At 67.0% G+C, this 17,957-nt stretch carries 24 protein-coding genes; 9 read left to right on the top strand and 15 right to left on the bottom strand.

What is annotated here, in order from left to right; genetic code table 11:
- Window positions 1-51: 51 nt before the first annotated feature.
- A complete protein-coding gene (locus OHA70_RS05175; protein WP_328329102.1) occupies window positions 52-1,320 on the bottom strand; it encodes a toxic anion resistance protein in 1,269 nt (422 codons plus the stop codon).
- 206 nt (window positions 1,321-1,526) lie between these two features.
- Between OHA70_RS05175 and OHA70_RS05170 the strand changes: the two genes are divergently transcribed.
- Window positions 1,527-3,065 carry a hypothetical protein gene (locus tag OHA70_RS05170; protein WP_328329100.1) on the top strand — a complete coding sequence of 513 codons (1,539 nt, stop codon included), beginning with the start codon at window positions 1,527-1,529 and terminating at the stop codon, window positions 3,063-3,065.
- Here OHA70_RS05170 and OHA70_RS05165 read toward each other — a convergent pair.
- Window positions 3,062-3,520, bottom strand: coding sequence for a dihydrofolate reductase (locus OHA70_RS05165; RefSeq protein ID WP_328329098.1), 459 nt, complete (start codon window positions 3,518-3,520; stop codon window positions 3,062-3,064). The genes OHA70_RS05170 and OHA70_RS05165 overlap by 4 nt on opposite strands.
- Window positions 3,517-4,308: a thymidylate synthase gene (locus OHA70_RS05160; protein WP_328329096.1), complete on the bottom strand. Its 792-nt coding sequence runs from the start codon at window positions 4,306-4,308 to the stop codon at window positions 3,517-3,519. Before OHA70_RS05160 ends, OHA70_RS05165 begins: the two co-directional genes overlap by 4 nt.
- Window positions 4,309-4,357: 49 nt before the next feature.
- Here OHA70_RS05160 and OHA70_RS05155 point away from each other — a divergent pair, with 49 nt between their 5' ends.
- Window positions 4,358-5,014: a peptidyl-tRNA hydrolase gene (locus OHA70_RS05155; RefSeq protein ID WP_328329094.1), complete on the top strand. Its 657-nt coding sequence runs from the start codon at window positions 4,358-4,360 to the stop codon at window positions 5,012-5,014.
- A gap of 55 nt (window positions 5,015-5,069) precedes the next feature.
- Window positions 5,070-5,399 (top strand): hypothetical protein, encoded by a 330-nt coding sequence (locus OHA70_RS05150; protein WP_328329092.1) that lies wholly within the window; start codon window positions 5,070-5,072, stop codon window positions 5,397-5,399.
- Window positions 5,400-5,404: 5 nt separating this feature from the next.
- Here OHA70_RS05150 and OHA70_RS05145 read toward each other — a convergent pair whose 3' ends face one another.
- The 3 genes from OHA70_RS05145 to OHA70_RS05135 are packed head-to-tail and all read right to left on the bottom strand — an operon-like array spanning window position 5,405 to window position 6,803.
- The gene (locus tag OHA70_RS05145) at window positions 5,405-5,989 is read right to left on the bottom strand and encodes a dihydrofolate reductase family protein (protein ID WP_328329090.1); all 585 of its coding nucleotides are present in this window, start codon (window positions 5,987-5,989) and stop codon (window positions 5,405-5,407) included.
- Window positions 5,986-6,468, bottom strand: coding sequence for an SRPBCC family protein (locus tag OHA70_RS05140; RefSeq protein WP_328329088.1), 483 nt, complete (start codon window positions 6,466-6,468; stop codon window positions 5,986-5,988). Before OHA70_RS05140 ends, OHA70_RS05145 begins: the two co-directional genes overlap by 4 nt.
- The gene (locus OHA70_RS05135; protein ID WP_328329086.1) at window positions 6,465-6,803 is read right to left on the bottom strand and encodes an ArsR/SmtB family transcription factor; all 339 of its coding nucleotides are present in this window, start codon (window positions 6,801-6,803) and stop codon (window positions 6,465-6,467) included. Before OHA70_RS05135 ends, OHA70_RS05140 begins: the two co-directional genes overlap by 4 nt.
- A 125-nt stretch (window positions 6,804-6,928) precedes the next feature.
- Between OHA70_RS05135 and OHA70_RS05130 the strand changes: the two genes are divergently transcribed.
- Genes OHA70_RS05130 through OHA70_RS05120 form a run of 3 tightly spaced genes read left to right on the top strand, consistent with a single transcriptional unit; the run spans window position 6,929 to window position 8,243 of the window.
- Window positions 6,929-7,153 (top strand): hypothetical protein, encoded by a 225-nt coding sequence (locus tag OHA70_RS05130; protein ID WP_328329084.1) that lies wholly within the window; start codon window positions 6,929-6,931, stop codon window positions 7,151-7,153.
- Window positions 7,153-7,644 carry a Clp protease N-terminal domain-containing protein gene (locus OHA70_RS05125; RefSeq protein WP_328329082.1) on the top strand — a complete coding sequence of 164 codons (492 nt, stop codon included), beginning with the start codon at window positions 7,153-7,155 and terminating at the stop codon, window positions 7,642-7,644. The genes OHA70_RS05130 and OHA70_RS05125 overlap by 1 nt, the downstream gene beginning before the upstream one ends.
- Complete coding sequence (locus OHA70_RS05120) at window positions 7,644-8,243, top strand: DUF998 domain-containing protein (protein ID WP_328329080.1); 600 nt, start codon at window positions 7,644-7,646, stop codon at window positions 8,241-8,243. The genes OHA70_RS05125 and OHA70_RS05120 overlap by 1 nt, the downstream gene beginning before the upstream one ends.
- Here OHA70_RS05120 and OHA70_RS05115 read toward each other — a convergent pair.
- From OHA70_RS05115 to OHA70_RS05090, 6 genes are all read right to left on the bottom strand, one after another.
- Window positions 8,240-9,760, bottom strand: coding sequence for a multicopper oxidase domain-containing protein (locus OHA70_RS05115; protein ID WP_328329078.1), 1,521 nt, complete (start codon window positions 9,758-9,760; stop codon window positions 8,240-8,242). The two genes, OHA70_RS05120 and OHA70_RS05115, sit on opposite strands and share 4 nt — an antisense overlap.
- Window positions 9,757-10,134, bottom strand: a complete 378-nt coding sequence (locus OHA70_RS05110; protein WP_328329076.1) for a hypothetical protein — start codon at window positions 10,132-10,134, stop codon at window positions 9,757-9,759. Before OHA70_RS05110 ends, OHA70_RS05115 begins: the two co-directional genes overlap by 4 nt.
- Complete coding sequence (locus tag OHA70_RS05105) at window positions 10,131-10,496, bottom strand: hypothetical protein (protein ID WP_328329074.1); 366 nt, start codon at window positions 10,494-10,496, stop codon at window positions 10,131-10,133. Before OHA70_RS05105 ends, OHA70_RS05110 begins: the two co-directional genes overlap by 4 nt.
- Window positions 10,497-10,557: 61 nt before the next feature.
- Window positions 10,558-10,902, bottom strand: a complete 345-nt coding sequence (locus OHA70_RS05100; RefSeq protein WP_328329072.1) for a hypothetical protein — start codon at window positions 10,900-10,902, stop codon at window positions 10,558-10,560.
- Window positions 10,903-10,977: 75 nt separating this feature from the next.
- The gene (locus OHA70_RS05095) at window positions 10,978-11,202 is read right to left on the bottom strand and encodes a hypothetical protein (RefSeq protein WP_328329070.1); all 225 of its coding nucleotides are present in this window, start codon (window positions 11,200-11,202) and stop codon (window positions 10,978-10,980) included.
- A gap of 75 nt (window positions 11,203-11,277) precedes the next feature.
- Window positions 11,278-12,318, bottom strand: a complete 1,041-nt coding sequence (locus OHA70_RS05090) for a LacI family DNA-binding transcriptional regulator (RefSeq protein ID WP_328329068.1) — start codon at window positions 12,316-12,318, stop codon at window positions 11,278-11,280.
- Between the two features lie 134 nt (window positions 12,319-12,452).
- Here OHA70_RS05090 and OHA70_RS05085 point away from each other — a divergent pair, with 134 nt between their 5' ends.
- From OHA70_RS05085 to OHA70_RS05075, 3 genes are read left to right on the top strand one after another with little or no spacing between them, the layout of a single operon-like run.
- Window positions 12,453-13,157, top strand: coding sequence for a copper homeostasis protein CutC (locus OHA70_RS05085; protein WP_328329066.1), 705 nt, complete (start codon window positions 12,453-12,455; stop codon window positions 13,155-13,157).
- On the top strand, window positions 13,154-13,411 hold the full coding sequence (locus OHA70_RS05080) for a DUF4031 domain-containing protein (RefSeq protein WP_328329064.1): 258 nt from the start codon (window positions 13,154-13,156) through the stop codon (window positions 13,409-13,411). Before OHA70_RS05085 ends, OHA70_RS05080 begins: the two co-directional genes overlap by 4 nt.
- Before the next feature lies 1 nt (window position 13,412).
- Complete coding sequence (locus OHA70_RS05075) at window positions 13,413-14,291, top strand: serine hydrolase domain-containing protein (protein ID WP_328329062.1); 879 nt, start codon at window positions 13,413-13,415, stop codon at window positions 14,289-14,291.
- Window positions 14,292-14,330: 39 nt separating this feature from the next.
- Here OHA70_RS05075 and tuf read toward each other — a convergent pair whose 3' ends face one another.
- The 3 genes from tuf to bla form a co-directional block, all read right to left on the bottom strand.
- The gene (gene tuf / locus OHA70_RS05070; RefSeq protein WP_328329060.1) at window positions 14,331-15,518 is read right to left on the bottom strand and encodes an elongation factor Tu; all 1,188 of its coding nucleotides are present in this window, start codon (window positions 15,516-15,518) and stop codon (window positions 14,331-14,333) included.
- Window positions 15,519-16,085: 567 nt separating this feature from the next.
- Complete coding sequence (locus OHA70_RS05065; RefSeq protein WP_328329058.1) at window positions 16,086-16,748, bottom strand: DNA alkylation repair protein; 663 nt, start codon at window positions 16,746-16,748, stop codon at window positions 16,086-16,088.
- Window positions 16,749-16,988: 240 nt separating this feature from the next.
- A complete protein-coding gene (gene bla / locus OHA70_RS05060; protein WP_328329056.1) occupies window positions 16,989-17,942 on the bottom strand; it encodes a class A beta-lactamase in 954 nt (317 codons plus the stop codon).
- Window positions 17,943-17,957 lie beyond the last annotated feature (15 nt).

The raw sequence follows: 17,957 nt of genomic DNA, 5'->3' as shown, positions 1-17,957 counted from the left end.
GTCAAGTCCCCGGCCGGCCGCTTCCGGCGTACCTGCTGTGTGTACTGGTGGTCAGCGGCCGAGGTCGAGCGTGCCCGAGACGACGCGCTGGTCCTGCTTTGCGACTCGGTCCAGGTAGCTGCGGGACTTGGTCACCTCGCCCTCGAGCGTGCCGATGGTGGCCGCCATGTTGTCCAGCGCCTCGCTCTTGAAGGTGTCGATCGCGTCCATCGTGGCGTAGATGTTGGCGAACGCCGCCTGCAGCTGCGGCAGCCCGATGGTCGCCGACGCCGCCTGCTGCTGGATCGCGACCGAGTTGTCCCGCAGCATCTGCGAGGTGCGCTCGATCATCCCGCTGGTGGTCGTGTTCAGCGCGGTGATCTGGTCGAGCACCAGCTTCTGGTTGCCCAGCGCCTGCGCCACGATGACCGCGGTCCGCAGTGCCGAGACCGTCGTCGTCGAGGCTCGGTCGACACCCTTGATCAGCTCGATGTTGTTCTTGATCACGATGTCGATGGCCAGGTAGTTCTGGATCGACACGGCCAGCTGGACGAGCAGGTCCTGGTGCTTCTGGCGGACGTAGAACAAGACGTCCTCGCGCAGCGCCCGGGCCTTGTCCGGGTCGGACAGCTCCAGCTCGGCGATGGTCGCCGACAGCCGCGCGTCGAGCCGCTCGGCGACGTAGACGTACTGGTTCAGCCGGCCCATCGCGTCCCAGAGCTGCTGCTTCTCCAGGTTCAGCGCGGCGTTGTCCTTGCCGAGCTCGTCCTGGCCGTTGCGGAGCGAGTGCAGGATGCCCTCGAGGTGGCTCTGGGCGCTCTGGTATTTGCGGAAGTAGTCCTCGATCTTGTCCCCGAACGGGATCATCCCGAGCAGCTTCTTCGGCCCGGTGGCTTCCTTCGGGTCCAGGTTCTCGACCGTACGGCGGAGCTCCAGCAGCGTCTTGCCCACCGTCGAGCCCTCGGCCAGGCCGCCGCTGGTCAGCGCCTTGACCGGCGACTGCAGCAGCCGGTTCGAGCTCTCCGCGGCGTGCCGGATGTCGACGTCGCCCATGCTGCGGACGTCGCCGGCCTTCTGGGCGAACTCCGGTGACCGCGGCGCGGCGGTCATCAGCGAGGTCAGGAAGGAGTCGACCTTCGAGTCCAGGCCGGGCAGCGCGGCCGGATCGACCGCCGGAGCCAGGCTCGGCGCGGCGGTGGCCGCTACTGGCTGTGTTGGCGCCGGCGCGGTTAGTATCAGCCCAGGTGCGGTCGCAGTAGGCGGTTGCAGCGGCGAGATAGCCGGTGCTGCCGCAGCCTGCTGTGCTGCTGCGGCGCCCTGGGTGTTGTCAGCTTCGGTCATCGTCGTTCCCCTCGGTGGCCTACCGCGAGCCTCCAGCCCGCTTCCCCTGTCACACACTCCGTGACGCGCACACAATCTACGCGGTTCCCGGTCATCTGCGGGGAACCTTCCCCGATCCGTGACCCGACCCATTGCCAGAGAACTACCAGCCACCCAGAATCGGTGACTGACCGAGGGGGGCCTCGATGCAACGGTTACAGCGTGGAGTGAACAGGCGTTTGTTCACACTCGTACTCATAGGAACACTGATCGCGGTACTTGGGACCGCAGCCGGTGGGGGAGCGGTACAGGCCGCAGCGACCCAGGGCTATGACTGGGAGGACGGCACAGCCCAGGGCTGGAGCGTTGACTGGGGTGGAGACGATCCGACCAGCTCCACCGCGGTCGCCCTCAGCGGCGCACGCTCATTGGCTCTGTCGGTGGAGGGACGCGAGTACCCAGGGTTCAGGTCGCCTTCGCGGCTGCCGGGGCTGACGGTCGGCTCGCTGGTGACCTACCACCTCTATACGCCCAGGAGCGCCAGGCTGCTCCAGGTGAAGCCGTACGTGACAGACAAGGCGTACGTGGAGCACTTCGGGCCCTGGTCGAGGCTGACCCCGGGTTCGTGGACCACTCTCACTTGGCGGGTACCGGCGGTACCGGACATCCACCACCTGGGCCTCGAGTTCGACAGCCGGGGCTGGGACGGGCGGGTGTACCTGGACGATGCGAGCTGGACCAAGACTGACCCGCGCGGTTCACTCTTCGATGGGCAGAACCTCATCTACGGCTCGCATATCGGCGCCTGGGACATGGACGGCGGTACTGCGATCAGCAACGCGACCGCAGCAGCCAATGTGACCGCTGCCAAGATCCGGGTGATCAAGTGGCAGATGTGGAAGCCGCCGTGCGAGTTGCGCCCTACTGACTGTCAGACAGAGGCGCAGTTCAACGCCGCCATCGACGGGATCCGCCGCCTCGGCGCCGAACCGCTAGTCGGCCTGCCACCGATCTGGGACCAGCAGTGCGCGACAGCGCCCGACCCCTGGTCGCTCGCCTGGCAGCAGTGGATCATCCGGACCGCCGGAAGTCGGGTCAACCTCTATGAGATGGGCAACGAGCCGGACCACTACTGCGGGCTGACCGGGCAGCAGTACCACGACCAGCTCTGGGTGAACGTGCCCACGCTGAAGGCGTATGCCCGGACGCTCGGCCACCAGATCTACGTCGGCGGACCTGGCTGGTCCGCCAGTGACGCGCCGAGTCTTGCGGAGTTGAAGGTCTGGCTCGCTGCCACCAAGGCCGACTATCTCGCCCACGCGCAGAACCGCGACTGGCTGCCCGACTTCATCTCCACCCACACGTACCTGGTGACGCCGACCGAGAACGACACCCAGGCGCACGCCCAGGCGGCGATCGATGCCTGGGGCAACTTCTACGACGACCTACAGGCCTACGTGAACAGCGCGTTCGCCGGCCTCACCGACCAGGGCTACCCGATCGCCGACGAACTCAAGCTGGCCGACAGTGAGTGGAACGACACGATCGACCTCACCTGGCCGGGCAATGAGAGCCAGGCCTGGACCGACTTCTACGTGCACGCCATGTTCGCCATGCTCCGCACCCACAACGTCTGGCTCTCCAACCAGTCCACCATCGCCTCCCATACGGGTCAGGCGCTGGACCTGCTCACCACAGAAGGCACTCCCAAGCCGGAGTACAACTCCTACAAGGCCGAGAGCACGACCGACCCGCGAAACAACTAGCGAACGTAGGTGACGAACGCGAAACCGTCGTGCTGGATTCGGGCGGTTTCGCGCCAGTCGGTGCGGTCGAAGGTGGGGAAGGTGACGTCGCCGTCGGGGGACTGGTCGACCTCGGTCAGTTCCAGGCGGTCGGCGTACGGGAGCGCCTGGCGGTAGATCTCCCCACCGCCGGCCACGTACAGGTCGTTGCCATCAGCAAGCTTCAGGGCAACGTCCAGGTCGTGCGTGACCTCGACACCGTCGACGGCCCAGTCGAGCTGCCGGGTGACGACGACAGTACGCCGACCAGGCAACGGCCGGCCGATGGAGTCGTAGGTCTTACGGCCCATCACCAACGTATGCCCGAGCGTCAACGCCTTGAAATGCTGCAGATCCTCACGAATCCGCCAGGGCAGATCGTTGTCCCGCCCGATCACGCCATTGGCACCGACCGCGGCGATCAGGATGACGGTCATACCGCGATCGGCGCCTTGATCCCGGGGTGCGGGTCGTAGCCGTCGAGTACGACGTCCGCGATCTCGTACGAGTCGATGGAGTCGCGCTTGGCCAGCCGCAGCGTCGGTAGCGGGCGGGGCTCGCGGGTGAGCTGGAGCTTGGCCTGGTCGAGGTGGTTCAGGTAGAGGTGCGCGTCGCCGAGGGTGTGGACGAAGTCGCCGACCTCGAGACCGGTCTGCTGGGCGACCATGTGCGTCAACAGGGCGTACGAAGCGATGTTGAACGGGACGCCGAGGAAGATGTCGGCCGAGCGCTGGTACAGCTGGCAGGACAACTTGCCGTCGGCAACGTAGAACTGGAACATCGTGTGGCAGGGCGGCAATGCCATCCCGTCGACGTCCGCGACGTTCCAGGCGCTGACAATGTGCCGGCGGGAGTTCGGGTTGGTCTTGATCGACTCGATCAGCGCGGAGATCTGGTCGATGTGCCGGCCGTCCGGGGTCGGCCAGGAGCGCCACTGGTAGCCGTAGACCGGGCCCAGCTCGCCGTCGGCGTCGGCCCACTCGTCCCAGATCGAGATGTTGTTCTCGTGCAGCCACTTGATGTTGGTCGAGCCGCTCAGGAACCAGATCAGCTCACCGATCACCGAGCGCAGGTGCAGCTTCTTGGTCGTCACCGCGGGGAAGCCCTGGGTGAGGTCGTAGCGCGACTGGTAGCCGAAGACGCTGAGCGTGCCGGTGCCGGTGCGGTCGCCCTTCTCGACGCCGGTGGTGAGAACGTGGTCGAGAAGCTCCAGATACTGCCGCATGCCGCCAAACTAACAGGCCTCGAAGTTGGTGACCTGACAGACTCGGCGAGTGAGTTCTGAAGAGTATGTGTTGACGCTGGTGCTGCAGGTGGAGAAGGTGGAGCGGCCTGGGCAGACGGATGCGCTGGAGACGGCGGCGCGGGCGGTGCTGGCGATCCTGGCGGATGAGCGGTCGGTTGGCGAGGGGGAGTGGGCCGAGGCGATGCGCGGCTGGCAGGACGCGCGGATCCGGAAGGTGGTCCGCCGGGCGCGGGGTGCCGAGTGGCGCAGGGCGGAGGCGCTGCCGGGGATCACGGTGACGGGTGGGACGGCCGTAGTACGGGTGTTTCCGCCGGTACCGCTCGATGAGGTGCCCAAGGACCTGGCCAAGCTGCAGGTCACCGGGACGGACCTGGAGGACCCAGAGGAGCTGCCCGTACCTGAGCATGGCGCGCCAGTGATCTGGGTGAACCCCGGGCTCACCATGTCCACCGGCAAGACGATGGCCCAGGTCGGTCACGGGGTGCATCTGGCGTGGTTCGAGCTCTCGGATGCCGATCGGAAAGCGTGGCAGGAGGACGGGTTCCGCCTGGCCGTCCGGACTGCCACACCGGCCTTGTGGAAAGACTTGATGGCCAGTGGGCTTCCCGTAGTACAGGACGCTGGTTTCACTGAGATCGACCCCGGGAGCTACACGGTCATCGCAGACCATCCCGCGCTTCGGTAGCCGTGCTCGTCTAACTGTTCGTGCTGGGCCGGTCACGGTGGCTACGTTCGCTGGCATGAGCAAACGAATCGCAGGAGCCCTCGCAGCCTCGGTACTGCTGCTGACCGCCTTGTCCACCCAGGCCGCCTCGGCCTCGACCTCGACCGTCAATGCGTGCGCGCCGGGTCGCGTCTGCGGGTACAACCAGGGCAATCTCGTGTTCGACCTCTTGCCGGTGAATCCCGGCCAGTGTGTGCGGCTGTCCCAGTACGTCGACCACGTGGACAACGAGTCGAACCTGGACCAGCGGATCTGGTCCGGCACCAACTGCACCGGCCGCAACACCGTGATCCGCTCCGGCGGCCAGGGCAGCGTCAACCTCTTCTGGAGCGTCGGCGGCCTGTAAATCGTCTATTGGATTGTGTAGTGCAGGTGGGTGACTCGGTCGCCTTCGATGACATTGGGGTTGTTGAAGAGTTGCTGGCGGCCGGTGTAGTCGCCGAAGAACGGGCGACCGGTGCCGAAGACGACGGGGACGAGGCTGAGGACCAGCTCGTCCAGCAGGCCGGCTTCGAGGAGCTGGCCGGTGAGGTTGCCGGCGGCCACGGCGACATGACGGTGACCGGCCAGCGACTTGGCTTGTGCGACCGCTTCCTCGATGCCGTCGACGAAGGTGTACGGGGCGTCGGGGAAGGGCCAGTCCGTCGGCGGTGCGTGGGTGACCACGACGACGTGGTCGCCGACGGCCGGGACGCCGTTCCACCCGTTGGTCAGGTCGAAGAGGCGGCGGCCGATCAGCGTTACGCCGATGGTCGGCCAGATGGACTGCAGATAGTCAGCACTGGGCTGGGTGACGTGGAACGGGCGCCCGGGGTCGGTTCCGTAGACCTCCACCGGTCCGTTCTCGTACCAGTCGAACAGCGGGCCGACGGCGTCCGAGGTGTCGGCGACGAAGCCGTCCAGCGAGACGGCAGCGGTTGCGATGACACGGCTCATGCGCCCTCCCCGCGGGCGAGCAGCTCGGCGAGGCGGTCCATCGAGTCGTTGATGCCGTGCTCCATCCCGCTCTCGACCGCCGCGTCGCGCGCCGCGACCGACGGGAACACCGACTGGGTGTGCAGCCGTACGCCGGTGTCGGTCTTCTCGTAGGTCGCCCGCTCCAGGCAGACCTCGCCCGGCGCCCCTTCCCACTCAAAGGTCTGGATCACCAGGGTGTCGGGCTCGACGGTGTGGAAGACGCCGCGGAATGCGAACTCCTGGTCGCCGCGCCGATGGATGTACCGGTACCGGCCGCCCGGGCGGACGTCGTACTCCTCGATCGTCATCTCCAGATCGCGCGGGCCGAGCCACTGGGCGACCAGCTCGGGATCGGTCTGGACCCGGAACAGCTGGGCCGGGGTCGCGTCGAACTCACGCGTCGTCGAGAGGAACGGGGTCCCCGCGGGGGCCTCGATGGTGGTCGGGTTGGTGCTCATTTCTCCTGCTCCTTCACGGTGTCGAGTACGGCGTCGAGCCGGCGGTACCGGGCCTCGGCGGTCAGGCGGTATTCGTCGATCCAGCTGGTCAGGCTCTCCAGGGCGGAGGCGTTGAGATGACACGGCCGGCGCTGGCCGTCGCGGCTGCGGGTGATCAGGCCGGCGGCCTCGAGCACCTGCAGATGCCGGGAGATCGCCTGCTTGGTGATCTCGAACGGCTCGGCGAGCTCGTTGACCGTCGCCTCACCGCGGGACAACCGCGCGATCAGCGCCCGGCGGACCGGATCGCCGAGCGCGGTGAACGCCCGGTCCAGTGCCTCTTCGTCAACCGACATCTTTATCAACCATCCCGTTGATCAACTGATGTGTTGAATATAGGCAAAGCTGAGCTGCGGGGTCAAGAGGCAGGTTTTAGCAACTTGGGTTGACAACGCCCGATTGTCAACCTAAGTTGCTAAGCATGGAGAAGTTGGTGAACGAGGACGATCCCGGCGCCGGGCTGGCCTCGGTGGTCGCGTTGCGGCGGCTGGCGGACCGGATCGAGGACAGCCAGGTGGAGCAGGCGATGCGGGCGGGCTGGAGCTGGTCCGACGTCGCCGAGGTGCTGGGCGTGACCCGGCAGGCCGTACACAAGAAACACGCCAAGCGGCTGATCGCCGCGGGCGTCGCCCTGAGGAGGCGTTGATGACGACGAAGGTGAACGATGTCCGGGCCGTACTGGTCCGAGGTGCCCGCGCCGAAGCGGTCGAGGACGGCTCGCCCGCGATCGAGGCCGAGCACGTACTACTGGCCCTGACCGAACTATCCGGTACTACGACCGCCCGGCTACTCGCCGACGCCGGCCTGACCCACGAGACGACCCGGGCGGCGCTCGACCGCGAATGGGAACAAAGCCTCTCAATCGCCGGCGTAGCCATCGCGATCGCAGAGTTGCCCAAGGCAACACCTGACCGCTCCCGCAGCCCCCAGATCGGCGAGACCGCCAAGCTGCTCCTCAAACGCGCGATGACCACCGCGTCCGCCACCGGCGGCGGCCGCATCGGCGCCGCCCACCTACTAGTCGGCGCCCTCGACACCACGCTTGGCCGCATCCCCCGGGCCTTGGAGTTGGCCGGCATCAACCGCGAAGCCCTCCGCGACCAGGCCTATCAAGCAGCCACTCGCCAGGAACACTGATGGCCCGGCTGGCAAGGGGAAACCGCCTTCTGTACTGCGGATTGCTGGCCGGCCCGCTCTTCGTCCTCACCTTCCTGATCGAAGGAATGTTCAAGGGTGACGGCTACGACTCACTGCGCCATCCGGTCAGCTCGTTGGCTCTCGGCGACCACGGTTGGATCCAGACTGCGAACTTCCTGGTGGCGGGTGCGTTGACCATCGCCTTCGCGCTCGGCCTCTGGCGGCAGGCGCGCCTGGGTGCGGTACTGGTCGGCATCTGGGGTGTCGGCCTGCTGGGCGCTGGGCTCTTCACCACCGACCCGGTCAGTGGCTTTCCGCTGGGCACACCTGCCACGGTGGAGTACACGACCTCCGGCGCGTTGCATGACGCCTTCTCACTACCGGCATTCCTGGCCTTGGCGGTGGCGCAGGTCGTACTCGCTCGCGGTTGGGTGCTCTACTCCCTCCTGAGCGCTGCAGCTTTTGTGATCACGTTCATGTTGGCGAGTGCCGGCTTCGCGCAGACGGAATCGCTGGTCGATGTCGCTGGGTTCTTCCAGCGCCTCGCCGTGATCATCGGATGGACCTGGCTCACGTTTCTTGCCTGGCGCAGGTGCTAGATCGTTGCGAAGGTGGCCATCATGGCCATGTCCTCGTGTTCGAGGTTGTGGCAGTGGATGAGGTACTTGCCCTTGTGGGCGGTGAATTTGATCAGGACGTCGACCACTTCGGCGGGGCGGATGTCGACGGTGTCCTTCCAGCCCACGTCGTACGGGCCGGGTTTGCCGCCGCCTCGGCGGAGTACCTGGAAGGGGGCGAGGTGGACGTGGACGGGGTGGTGGACGTCGGTGACGAAGGACCAGACCTCGTACTGGTCGAGCTTGATGGATGCCTGCATTTGCTGGGGATCGAAGGGTTTGCCGTTGATCGTCCAGCCTTGATGACCGTTGGCTGAGCCGCGGCGGAAGCGCCACTCGCGGTGGACCAGGCCGGACGGTTCGGGCACAGCGGCGTACGACGAGAGCTTGGCCGGGACGTTGCTGTCGTCTCGAGCCTTGCGGGCGACCTTGAATCGCATCACCTGGCCGGCCCGACCACTGTCCAGCTTGTTGAGCAGAGTGACTTCAGTGCCGGGCTGGTACTTCGAGAAGTCCACCACTACATCGAATCGCTCGGCCGGCGCGATCACCAGCGTCTTGTGCTCGACCGGTGCTCCGAGCAGTCCGCCATCGCTCCCGATCTGGATGAACGTCGCCGGGCCGGGGTCCAGTGCCAGCTCGTAGCGGCGTGCGTTCGACGCGTTGAGGATGCGGAAGCGGTAGCGCGCGGCGTCGACCTCGAGTACCGGCCAGGGAGCGCCGTTGACCAGCATGACGTCGCCGATCACACCTTCCATGTACTTCGTCTCGACACCAGGCCCGTCCTTCGCGGCCGGGTAGAGGAACGAGCCATCGGCCGCGAACGCGCGATCTGCCAGCACCAACGGGATCTCCCGATCGCCACCAGGCAAGGGAAGTAGGTCCTCCTCGGCATCACGAACCACATGCAGGCCGAACAGTCCGCGATAGACCTGCGGGGCCGTGTAGTCCATCCGATGGTCGTGATACCAGAGCGTGGCGGCCCGCTGCGTGTTCGGATAGGTGTACGTCCGGCTGCCCATCTTGACGTCGCCGCCACCCATGCCGCTGTGCCCAGTGTGGTCGTGGTGCTCACCGGCCGGCATCAGCAGGTCGAGTGGCCAGCCGTCGCTCGCGGCCGGGGTGTGCCCGCCGTGGAGATGCACGACAGTCGGTACGTCGAGTTGGTTGACCTGCTCGACGACGGTCGTCCGGCCGCTGCGTACGTCGAATGTCGGGCCGGGGAGCAGTCCGTCATACCCGATGATCTCGGTCTTCAGGCCGGGCAGGATCTCCAGCGATGCCTTCTGCTGGACGACGCGGTAGAAGTCGACTCCTGCGTGTGTGCGGAGCGGCTTCTTCACGGGCGGGATCGGCAGCGCGACCTTGAAAGCTTCGGGGAGTGGAGCTTTGCTCTTGAGGAGTTCGGCGGTCTGTCCAGGGAGGCCGCAGTTGGCGAGGGTGAGGGCCAGGCCGGTACCGCCGGCCGCTCCGAGGAATCGGCGGCGGGACAGTTTCATGGCTTGACCTTTCCTCGTGCGCTGGAGCGGAAGGACCAGACCGTCATCCAGAGCACGGTGATCACGATGGCGGTGCCGAGCGGCACGTGGACGGCGAAGTTCTGGGCGTAGCCGAAGGCGAGTTGGGTGAGCTCGGCGACGATCAGTCCGAGCGTGACGAGGGCCGGCCACAGACGGCCGCGGCCCGGGCGCCAGTACAGGACGGCGGCGACGAACTGGATCGCCGCGATCAGGAAGAGTGACGATCCGATCGGGCCGTGCCAAGCCATCGCGTCGACCTCTCCGGAGAGGAAGTATCCGGCGAGGATCGGCTGCGCCGCGACGAGTACTGCATGCAGGAGGAGGGTCATCCTCAACAGCCACAGGGTGATCATGCGGGCCTCGCTGCGGAGCGGAAGGTCCAGGCGGCGAAGGCGCAGGCGACGGCGACGATGGCGATGCCAAGGGGGATGTGGATGGCGAGCTGGCGGGTGTAGCCCATCGAGATCTGGACGGCCTCGGCGGCGAGCAGCAGGAGCGAGACGAGGACGGCTGAGGCTTTGCCACCGGAGCGCCAGTAGATCGTCGCGAGCAGGACCTGCCCGAGGGAGAGGAAGGCGAGGCCGAGCCCGATCGGCTCGTGCAGTCGCAGCGCGGCGCCCGACCCGTTCAGGTAGGCGCCCGCGAGCACGGGTTGCAGGCAGACCGCGACGGCATGCACCACCGCGGCAGCCCGAAGTACCACCAAAGACTTCATGGTGGTGAGAGTAGTAGCCTGTCTACATGTAGCGCGACCAGTTAAACCCCTGGTCGAACCCTCAGGTCAACTGGCCCAGACGTGATACCGATATGCCTGCTCGTTCGCAGACCCAGTGCGGGTCGGGGCCGAGCTCGGGTTCGATCCGGAGTTCGTGGTCGTGGAGGTCGTCGCAGGCGGTGCAGCGCGGCCAGCGGACGCCGGAGTCGGAGAGGCGGTCCTGGACGTCTTGCGCGACCAGGCCGGCGATGTGTTCGGCGCCGTCCGGCCATTGGTCCAGCCACCACTGCCGTCCGGCGACGGCATCCTCCAGCAGAGACACCATGACGGCGTCGTCGAATCCCCGCGCGGCCAGGTCGTGGAGCACCTGTGCCCGGGCCGTCAGCAACACACCTGGTTCGTTCATCGCCCTTCAGAGTGCCAGACGGAACCGACAAAACCCCACGCCGATCGGCATGGGGTTTCATCGCCTTGGGAGAGGTCAGCCGGCGAGCGGCTCGCAACGAGGCGCCGGGTCGAGGCGCTCGGCGAGCTTGAGCTCGCGCTCGGCGGCGGTGCGTAGTACGGCGGAAAGCCTTGTGCGGAAGGCGATTCCGCGGCGCGGTGCCGGCTCGTAGTACTCCTCCTGAGGAGCGTTCGGCAGTGCGGACTGGGCGAGGGACCTCGCGTTCTCCACTGCGGTGTTGCCGGCGATGAAGTAAGTCATGGTCGTGCTCCCTTCCGAGGGCGTGATGATCAGAACCCATGGCCACGGCGGCCATCGGCGAGATGGTGGGTTGATTCAGTTGCGGGGTGCGGGACCGCTGCTGGCGCGGACGACCAGCTCGGTCGGCATCGTGAGGTGCCGCTCGGTCGCGTTCGGGTCCAGCAGCAGCCGCCCGACGGCGCGGCCCTTGTCGTTGATCGGCTGCCGGATCGTGGTCAGCCCGGCCGTCTCGGCAGCGGGGATGTCGTCGAAGCCGGTCACCGTCAGGTCCCGGCCGGGAACCAGGCCGCGGGTCTTCATCGCCTGGATCGCGCCGAGCGCCTGGACGTCGCTCAGCCCGGCGATCGCGGTCGGCCGGTCCTGCGAGTCGAGCACCCAGCCGGCCGCTGCCAGCCCGGACCCGAAGGCGTTGTGGCCGCCCGAGACGACCCTGAACCGGGCATCGGACATCGTCTTGCGCAGACCGGCGATCCTGAGCTCGCAGTCGTCGCAGTTGATCTCGTCGAGGTCCAGCTCGATCGGCTGGCTGCTGGTCGCCTTGTGGTTGTCGACCAGTACGACGACGTCGCGGTGACCGAGTCGGGCCAGGTGCTCGCCCATCGCGGCCGCGGCGTCCAGCTCGTCGATCGCCACCCAGCCGTCGGCCAGGTCGTGTCCGCGCTGGGTCGATACCGTCGGAATGCCCCGGTTCTTCAGCATCTCCAGGGCCGGGTGGCCGTGATCCACGCAGAAGATCGCGGCGGTGTCGATCGCGGCCTGGCGGACCGCGTTCGTCCCGGACTCGATGTCGGTCGAGCTGATCGGCATCAGCAGCAGGCTGGTGGTGAACTCCTCGGCGACCTCGGCCAGGCCGGCCAGGAAGCCCACCGCGTACGGGTCGGAGAAGGCGTAGGAGAGCTTGTCGGTGAACAGCACGCCGACCGCACCCGCCTTGCCGCTGCGCAGGGCGCGGGCGGAGGCGTCAGGACCGGCGTACCCGAGCTCTTGGGCCTTGGCCAGGATCCGCTCGCGGACCGCGGCGGAGAGCTGGTCAGGCTTGTTGTAGGCGTTGGAGACGGTCGACGGCGACACTCCGGCCGCCTGGGCGACGGTCTTGATCGTGACTCGGGGTGTCATCGGTCTGCCTCCTCTTCCAACGGCTTCTGCATCGTTCTACTAAATCGTTCTAGAAAAACGATACAGAAGACTCTCGGAGAGCGCAACAGTTATTTCTGGAGCGGCGCCGTGGGCCGGTACGGGATGATGGCCGCATGGGTTCGTTGCTGGAGATCATCGCTTTGCATCCGGCGGATGCCGAGGCGGCTCAGGAGGGCGGCGCGGACCGGCTGGAGCTGTGCGCCTCGATGGAGGCCGACGGCCTGTGCCCGTCGGTGTCCACGGTGAGCGCCATCCGCCGGGTGACCGACCTGCCGTTGCGGGTGATGTTGCGGCTGTCGAACTCGTTCGGCACCGACGGCGCCGAGCTGAACCGGCTGACCGCGATGGCGCAGTCCTACCTGTCGGCGGGCGCGGACGGGTTCGTGTTCGGGTTCCTGAACGCGGACAACGAGGTGGATGTCGAGTCGGCCGCTGCGCTCGCGAGCACCTTTGCCGGTACGCCGTGGACGTTCCACCGGGCTGTCGACGCCGTGCTCGAGCAGGAGAAGGCGTGGCGCGCGCTGCGGAGCCTGCCGGGGCTGGACTGCGTACTGACTGCGGGGTCGTCGCTCGGAGTCGGGCATGGGCTGGACGATCTGCTCAAGCTGGCGTCCGGTGATGAGCAGGTGGCGAAGGTGATGATGGCGGGCGGCTCGCTCCAGCCGGAACATGTGCCCTGGCTGTACGGGGCCGGGGTCCGGCGTTTCCATGTCGGCTCGTCGGTGCGGCAGGACGGCTCGTGGACCAAGGCGTACGTGAACTCCCGCTTCGTACGAGCGTGGCGCAACCTGCTCGACGCGCAGGACGAGAAGGCATGATCTATATCGACCCGCCGGCTTGGACGGCGCACAACCGCTTGTGGTCGCATCTGGTCAGCGACTCGTCGTATGAGGAACTGCACGAGTTCGCGCGTGCCGCTGGGATTCCTGCTCGTGGCTTCGATCGCGATCACTACGACGTACCGTCCGATCGGTACGACGATCTGGTGGCGGCGGGGGCTGTGCCGGTATCGAGTCGGGTGATTGTTCAGCGGTTGCTGGCGTCCGGGCTGCGGCATCGCAAGGGGACCTGAGATGGGCGCCGAGCTGGACTTGTCGGCCTTCGCGGGGCTCGGCGCTGTGGTGGGGGTCTCGGATCGCGGGCAGCGCTCGACCGGGGCGACCGGGGTAGCGGTTGATGCGCCGTTCCGGATTGCTTCGCTGACCAAGACGCTCACGGCTGCGGCGACTGTGAGAGCCGTGCAAAACAAGGGATTGAGTCTCAGTCAGCCAGTGGCTGGGGTGCTGCCGGAGCTTGAGACATCGCTGACCGTGGAACAGGTACTGGCGCAATGCACCGGCTTCAACGAGGCCGTGACCGCTGCTGCCGTACAGGCTCTGGGTGAAGGCGATGAGGTGTTCCTGGAGGCAGCCAAGCTGGTGGTCGCCGCGGGGCACGAGTATCCGCCGGGGGAGCGCTGGTCCTACTACAACGGGAACTACTTCCTTGCGGGTGCGGTGCTGGCCAGGCTTACAGGCGGCACCTTCGAGGAAGGTCTCGAGGAGTTCACCTCGACGGTTGGTCTCAAGTCGACCGTCTTCACCGCTGGTGACTATCCACGAGCTCGCCGGCCGAGCGGCGGCCTGTGGTCGACCGTGCCTGACCTGCTGAGCTTTTGCGAGTTTCTGCTGCAGGACAAGGGGTTGCTGGCCGAGATCTCCACCCCTCGGGTGTGGACGCCGCTGACCTACGCACTCGGGTGGGCGGTGGGGCCCTCGGGGATGCTTTACCTCAACGGGCGGTTGCCGGGGTATCGGGCAGGGATGCTGTTGTCGCCGGGGGACGAGTGGGCGGCTGTGATGTTGGTGGACGATACCGATGCGTTGCCGGCGATCGCGGAGTACCTGGATGGGCTGCAGCGGCCGCTGACCGGAGTACCGATGGCTGGGATGATCGATGCGTTCGCGGCATAAGAAAGGTGCCCCGGGCAATTAGCCCGGGGCACCTTCTCTTCAATCGCGGAGTTCGGTGACCGTACCGGCGGCTACCGTGTGGCCGCCTTCGCGGACAGCGAAGCCCAGGCCTACCGTCATGGCGATCGGCTTCTCCAGTTCCACGCCGAGCTCGATCGTGTCGCCGGGCATGACCAGGGCGATGTCACCCAGGTCGATACCACCCGATACGTCCGTGGTGCGGAAGTAGAACTGTGGGCGGTAGTCGGCGGCGAAGGGGGTGTGGCGGCCTCCTTCGGCTGTCGACAGCGCGTGCAGTTGCGCCCGGAACTTGCGGTGCGGCTGCACACTGCCCGGCAGCACCAGTACCTGGCCACGACGGACCTCGTCGCGCTTGATGCCACGCAGCAGTACGGCCGCGTTGTCGCCCGCCTCCGCGGACTCCAGCGACTTGCCGAACGTCTCCAGCCCGATCGCCGTACTGGTGACCGTCGGGCCGAGACCCACGACCTCCACGGCGTCGCCGAGCTTGAGCGAACCCTGCTCGACCGCGCCGGTGACGACGGTGCCACGACCGCTGATGGTGAGTACGTTCTCGATCGGCATCAGGAACGGCTCGCCCAGCTCACGGTCGGGGACGGGTACGTAGTCGTCGACGGCGTCGAGCAGGTCGCCGACGGCCTTCATCCACTCGGGGTCGCCCTCGAGCGCACGCAGACCGGAGACGCGCACGACCGGTACCTCGTCGCCCGGGAAGCCGTACTCCGACAGGAGCTCGCGGACCTCCAACTCGACCAGGTCGAGCAGCTCGGGGTCGTCGACGGCGTCGGCCTTGTTCAGCGCGACGACCAGGTACGGCACCCCGACGCGTTGCGCGAGCAGTACGTGCTCACGGGTCTGCGGCATGGCGCCGTCCTGCGCCGACACGACCAGGATCGCGGCGTCCACCTGGGCGGCGCCGGTGATCATGTTCTTCACGTAGTCGGCGTGCCCGGGCATGTCGACGTGCGCGTAGTGCCGGTTGGCGGTCTCGTACTCGACGTGCGAGATGTTGATCGTGATCCCGCGCTGGACCTCCTCGGGCGCCCGGTCGATCCCGTCGAACGCGACGAACGAGTTGAGGCTCGGGTAGCGCTCGGCGAGCACCTTGGTGATCGCGGCGGTCAGCGTGGTCTTGCCATGGTCCACGTGCCCCATGGTGCCGATGTTGAGGTGCGGCTTGGTCCGCACGAACTGGCTCTTGGCCATTGTGTGTTTTCCCTTGCTGGTCAGAAGATTCGACTGAGCCAGGACCCAGGGCCCGTCCGTACCAGCTGGGTGTTCCAGCGGTCGGAGGGGGCCGGTTCTCGAGCCACCCTCCTCCGCGGGTCCTGCGGTCAGCAGGAGGAGGGTCGGCTTCGTGCGCCGGTCAGATCAGTTGAATCGACTGACGTCCACGCGGCAGCGCCTGACAGGCCCAGGCCTGACAGGTACGCAACAGAATCCGCACGGAACATGGTCATCACGGTAGATGTCAACGCTGCCCCCGGCAACGGATATTCCCCACGCCGCCTCCGATGCCCGCTCCTTCGTCGCGTGCTCGTTCGGCCGCTCCCGCCCACCCGGCGTTGGGCGCTCCCGCGTCGCGCGAATGCGACCACGATGGTGCTTGCCCGTCTTGGCGAGGCCGGTGTACTCCCCCATGCGGCCTCCGACGCCCGCTCCTTCGTCGCGTGCTGGTTCGGCGGCTCCCGCCCAACACCGGGTGGTGTGGGAGCGTTCGGAGCGGTAGCGGCCGTGGAGCGGAAGGCGGTCGGCGGGTGGGGCTTCTACCGGCTACTTCAGCTTCTCCCGGGCGTAGCGCAGGGTGGGGGACTGCATGGCGGCTTCGTGCTTCTTGAGGAAGGTCCGAAGCGCTGACTCGTCCAGCACGCCGGCGTACTTGAGCGCGATGCCGACGGGTTTGGAGACGACCGGGTTCTTGTCGGCCAGCAGGAGTTCGGCGATCGCGAACAGATCGTTTAGGTCGGCTGGGGTGCCGAAGCGGGCGAAGTACAAGGGGGCTGTGATGGCTGTGCGTCGCCGCAGGGGGTCGCTGGTCCTCGCCAGATCGAAGAGCGGATCCCGAGTGCGCGTCAGCAGATAACGGCCGACGACATGTGGCGCCGCTCGGTCGACCATGTCCCAGCTGTCTATGGCGTCATGCCGGCGCAGATACAGCTCGTACGCCGTCTGCCGCTCGTTGTCTGTCGTCCTCTTGGCCCGAGCTTTGAAATCGAGCACGCAGAATCCGGCCAGCCGCCCCTCGTACGACGCTTCGTCCAACAGCCGCTCGACCTCCCTGAACTGCATGCCGGTGAACACCTTGGCGGTATCAAAGGTGCTCCGCATCGGTACACCCAGCACCTCGCCGCCACCCGGGTAATGCTTGTGCACCACCTTGCCGGGCTCGGCGTACTCCCGCAGTGCCGCCATCAAGGCAACCGCAGTCAGCTCCATCGGAGGAGCGTAGTCCCCGGCCCCGCCAGCGTGACAGCCAAGCGAAGCGATGGCGACAGGGCCGGGCGCGGTTGCGGAGAGCCCGCCTATTCTCACCCCAGCGCCCAGCCTGAGCCCGCTCGCAGCCGCCGGCATTTTCGGGGGTTAACCCCCGAGCTTGTGGGTTGCCACCCATGAACCCGGGGTGACAACCCACAATTTGAGGGGTTAACCCCTCAAATTGTGGCAGCGGGTAGCGCGTCACCTCGGCGGTCGGTGGGAGGAATCTGGGGCACGGCGGAGCTCTTTGATCGCTGCCTTGGCTGCGGATGCGATCAAGGCGTCGTTGGGGACTGCGTCTTTGACGCCCTTGGTGGACATGACCGCGAGCATGATCGGGGCGTGGTTGGGTGGGAAGAGGATCGCTACGTCGTTGCGGGTGCCGTAGCCGGCGGTGCCGGTTTTGTCGCCGACCTTCCAGGCCGCGGGGACGCCGGCTCGGATTGTGGTGGCGCCGGTGGTGTTGTTGAGGAGCCAGGTGGTGAGGGTGGCGCGCTTGGCTGGCGGGAGGGCTCGGCCGAGGGTGAACTTTTGGAGGCTGGTGGCCAGTGCCCGGGGAGTGGTGGTGTCGCGGAGGTCGCCGGGGGTGGCTTCGTTGAGGGTGGGTTCGGTGCGGGTGGTGATGCTGACGTGGTCGCCCGCCTTGCGCAGGGCCTTCTGGAGGGCGGGTGGGCCGCCGAGCTCGTTGAGGATCAGGTTGGCGGCGGCGTTGTCGCTGTAGCGGATCGCGGCGTCGCAGAGTTCGCGGAGCGTCATGCCGGTGGCGACGTGCTTCTCGGTGATCGGCGAGTTGGGGAGCAGGACGGACCCGTCGTACCGGATCAGTTTGCCGAGGTCCGGGGCTTGGGCCAGCAGGACGCCGCAGGCGAGCGACTTGAAGGTGGAGGCGAAGGCGAAGCGTTCGCCGGCGCGGTACGAGATGGTCCGGCCCGAGCCGGTATCCACCGCGAAGACTCCGAGCCGCGCGGCGTACTGCGCCTCCAGCTTCCGGAACTCCGCCGAGACCGGCGCGGGAGTGGAGACGGGCGTCGGCGCTGAGGTGCTGGCGACGGGCGTCGGCGTTGAGGCCAGTGCGGCTGTTGCCTTGGGCTCCGAGGAGCAGGCGGTGCTGATCAGCACGGTGGCGGACAGGGCGGCAAGGAGGGCTCGTCGCATGGGCCCGACCCTAGT

The organism is Kribbella sp. NBC_00382 (assembly GCF_036067295.1).
Taxonomy (GTDB): Bacteria; Actinomycetota; Actinomycetes; order Propionibacteriales; family Kribbellaceae; genus Kribbella.
This window is presented reverse-complemented; position numbering and strand designations above follow the sequence as displayed.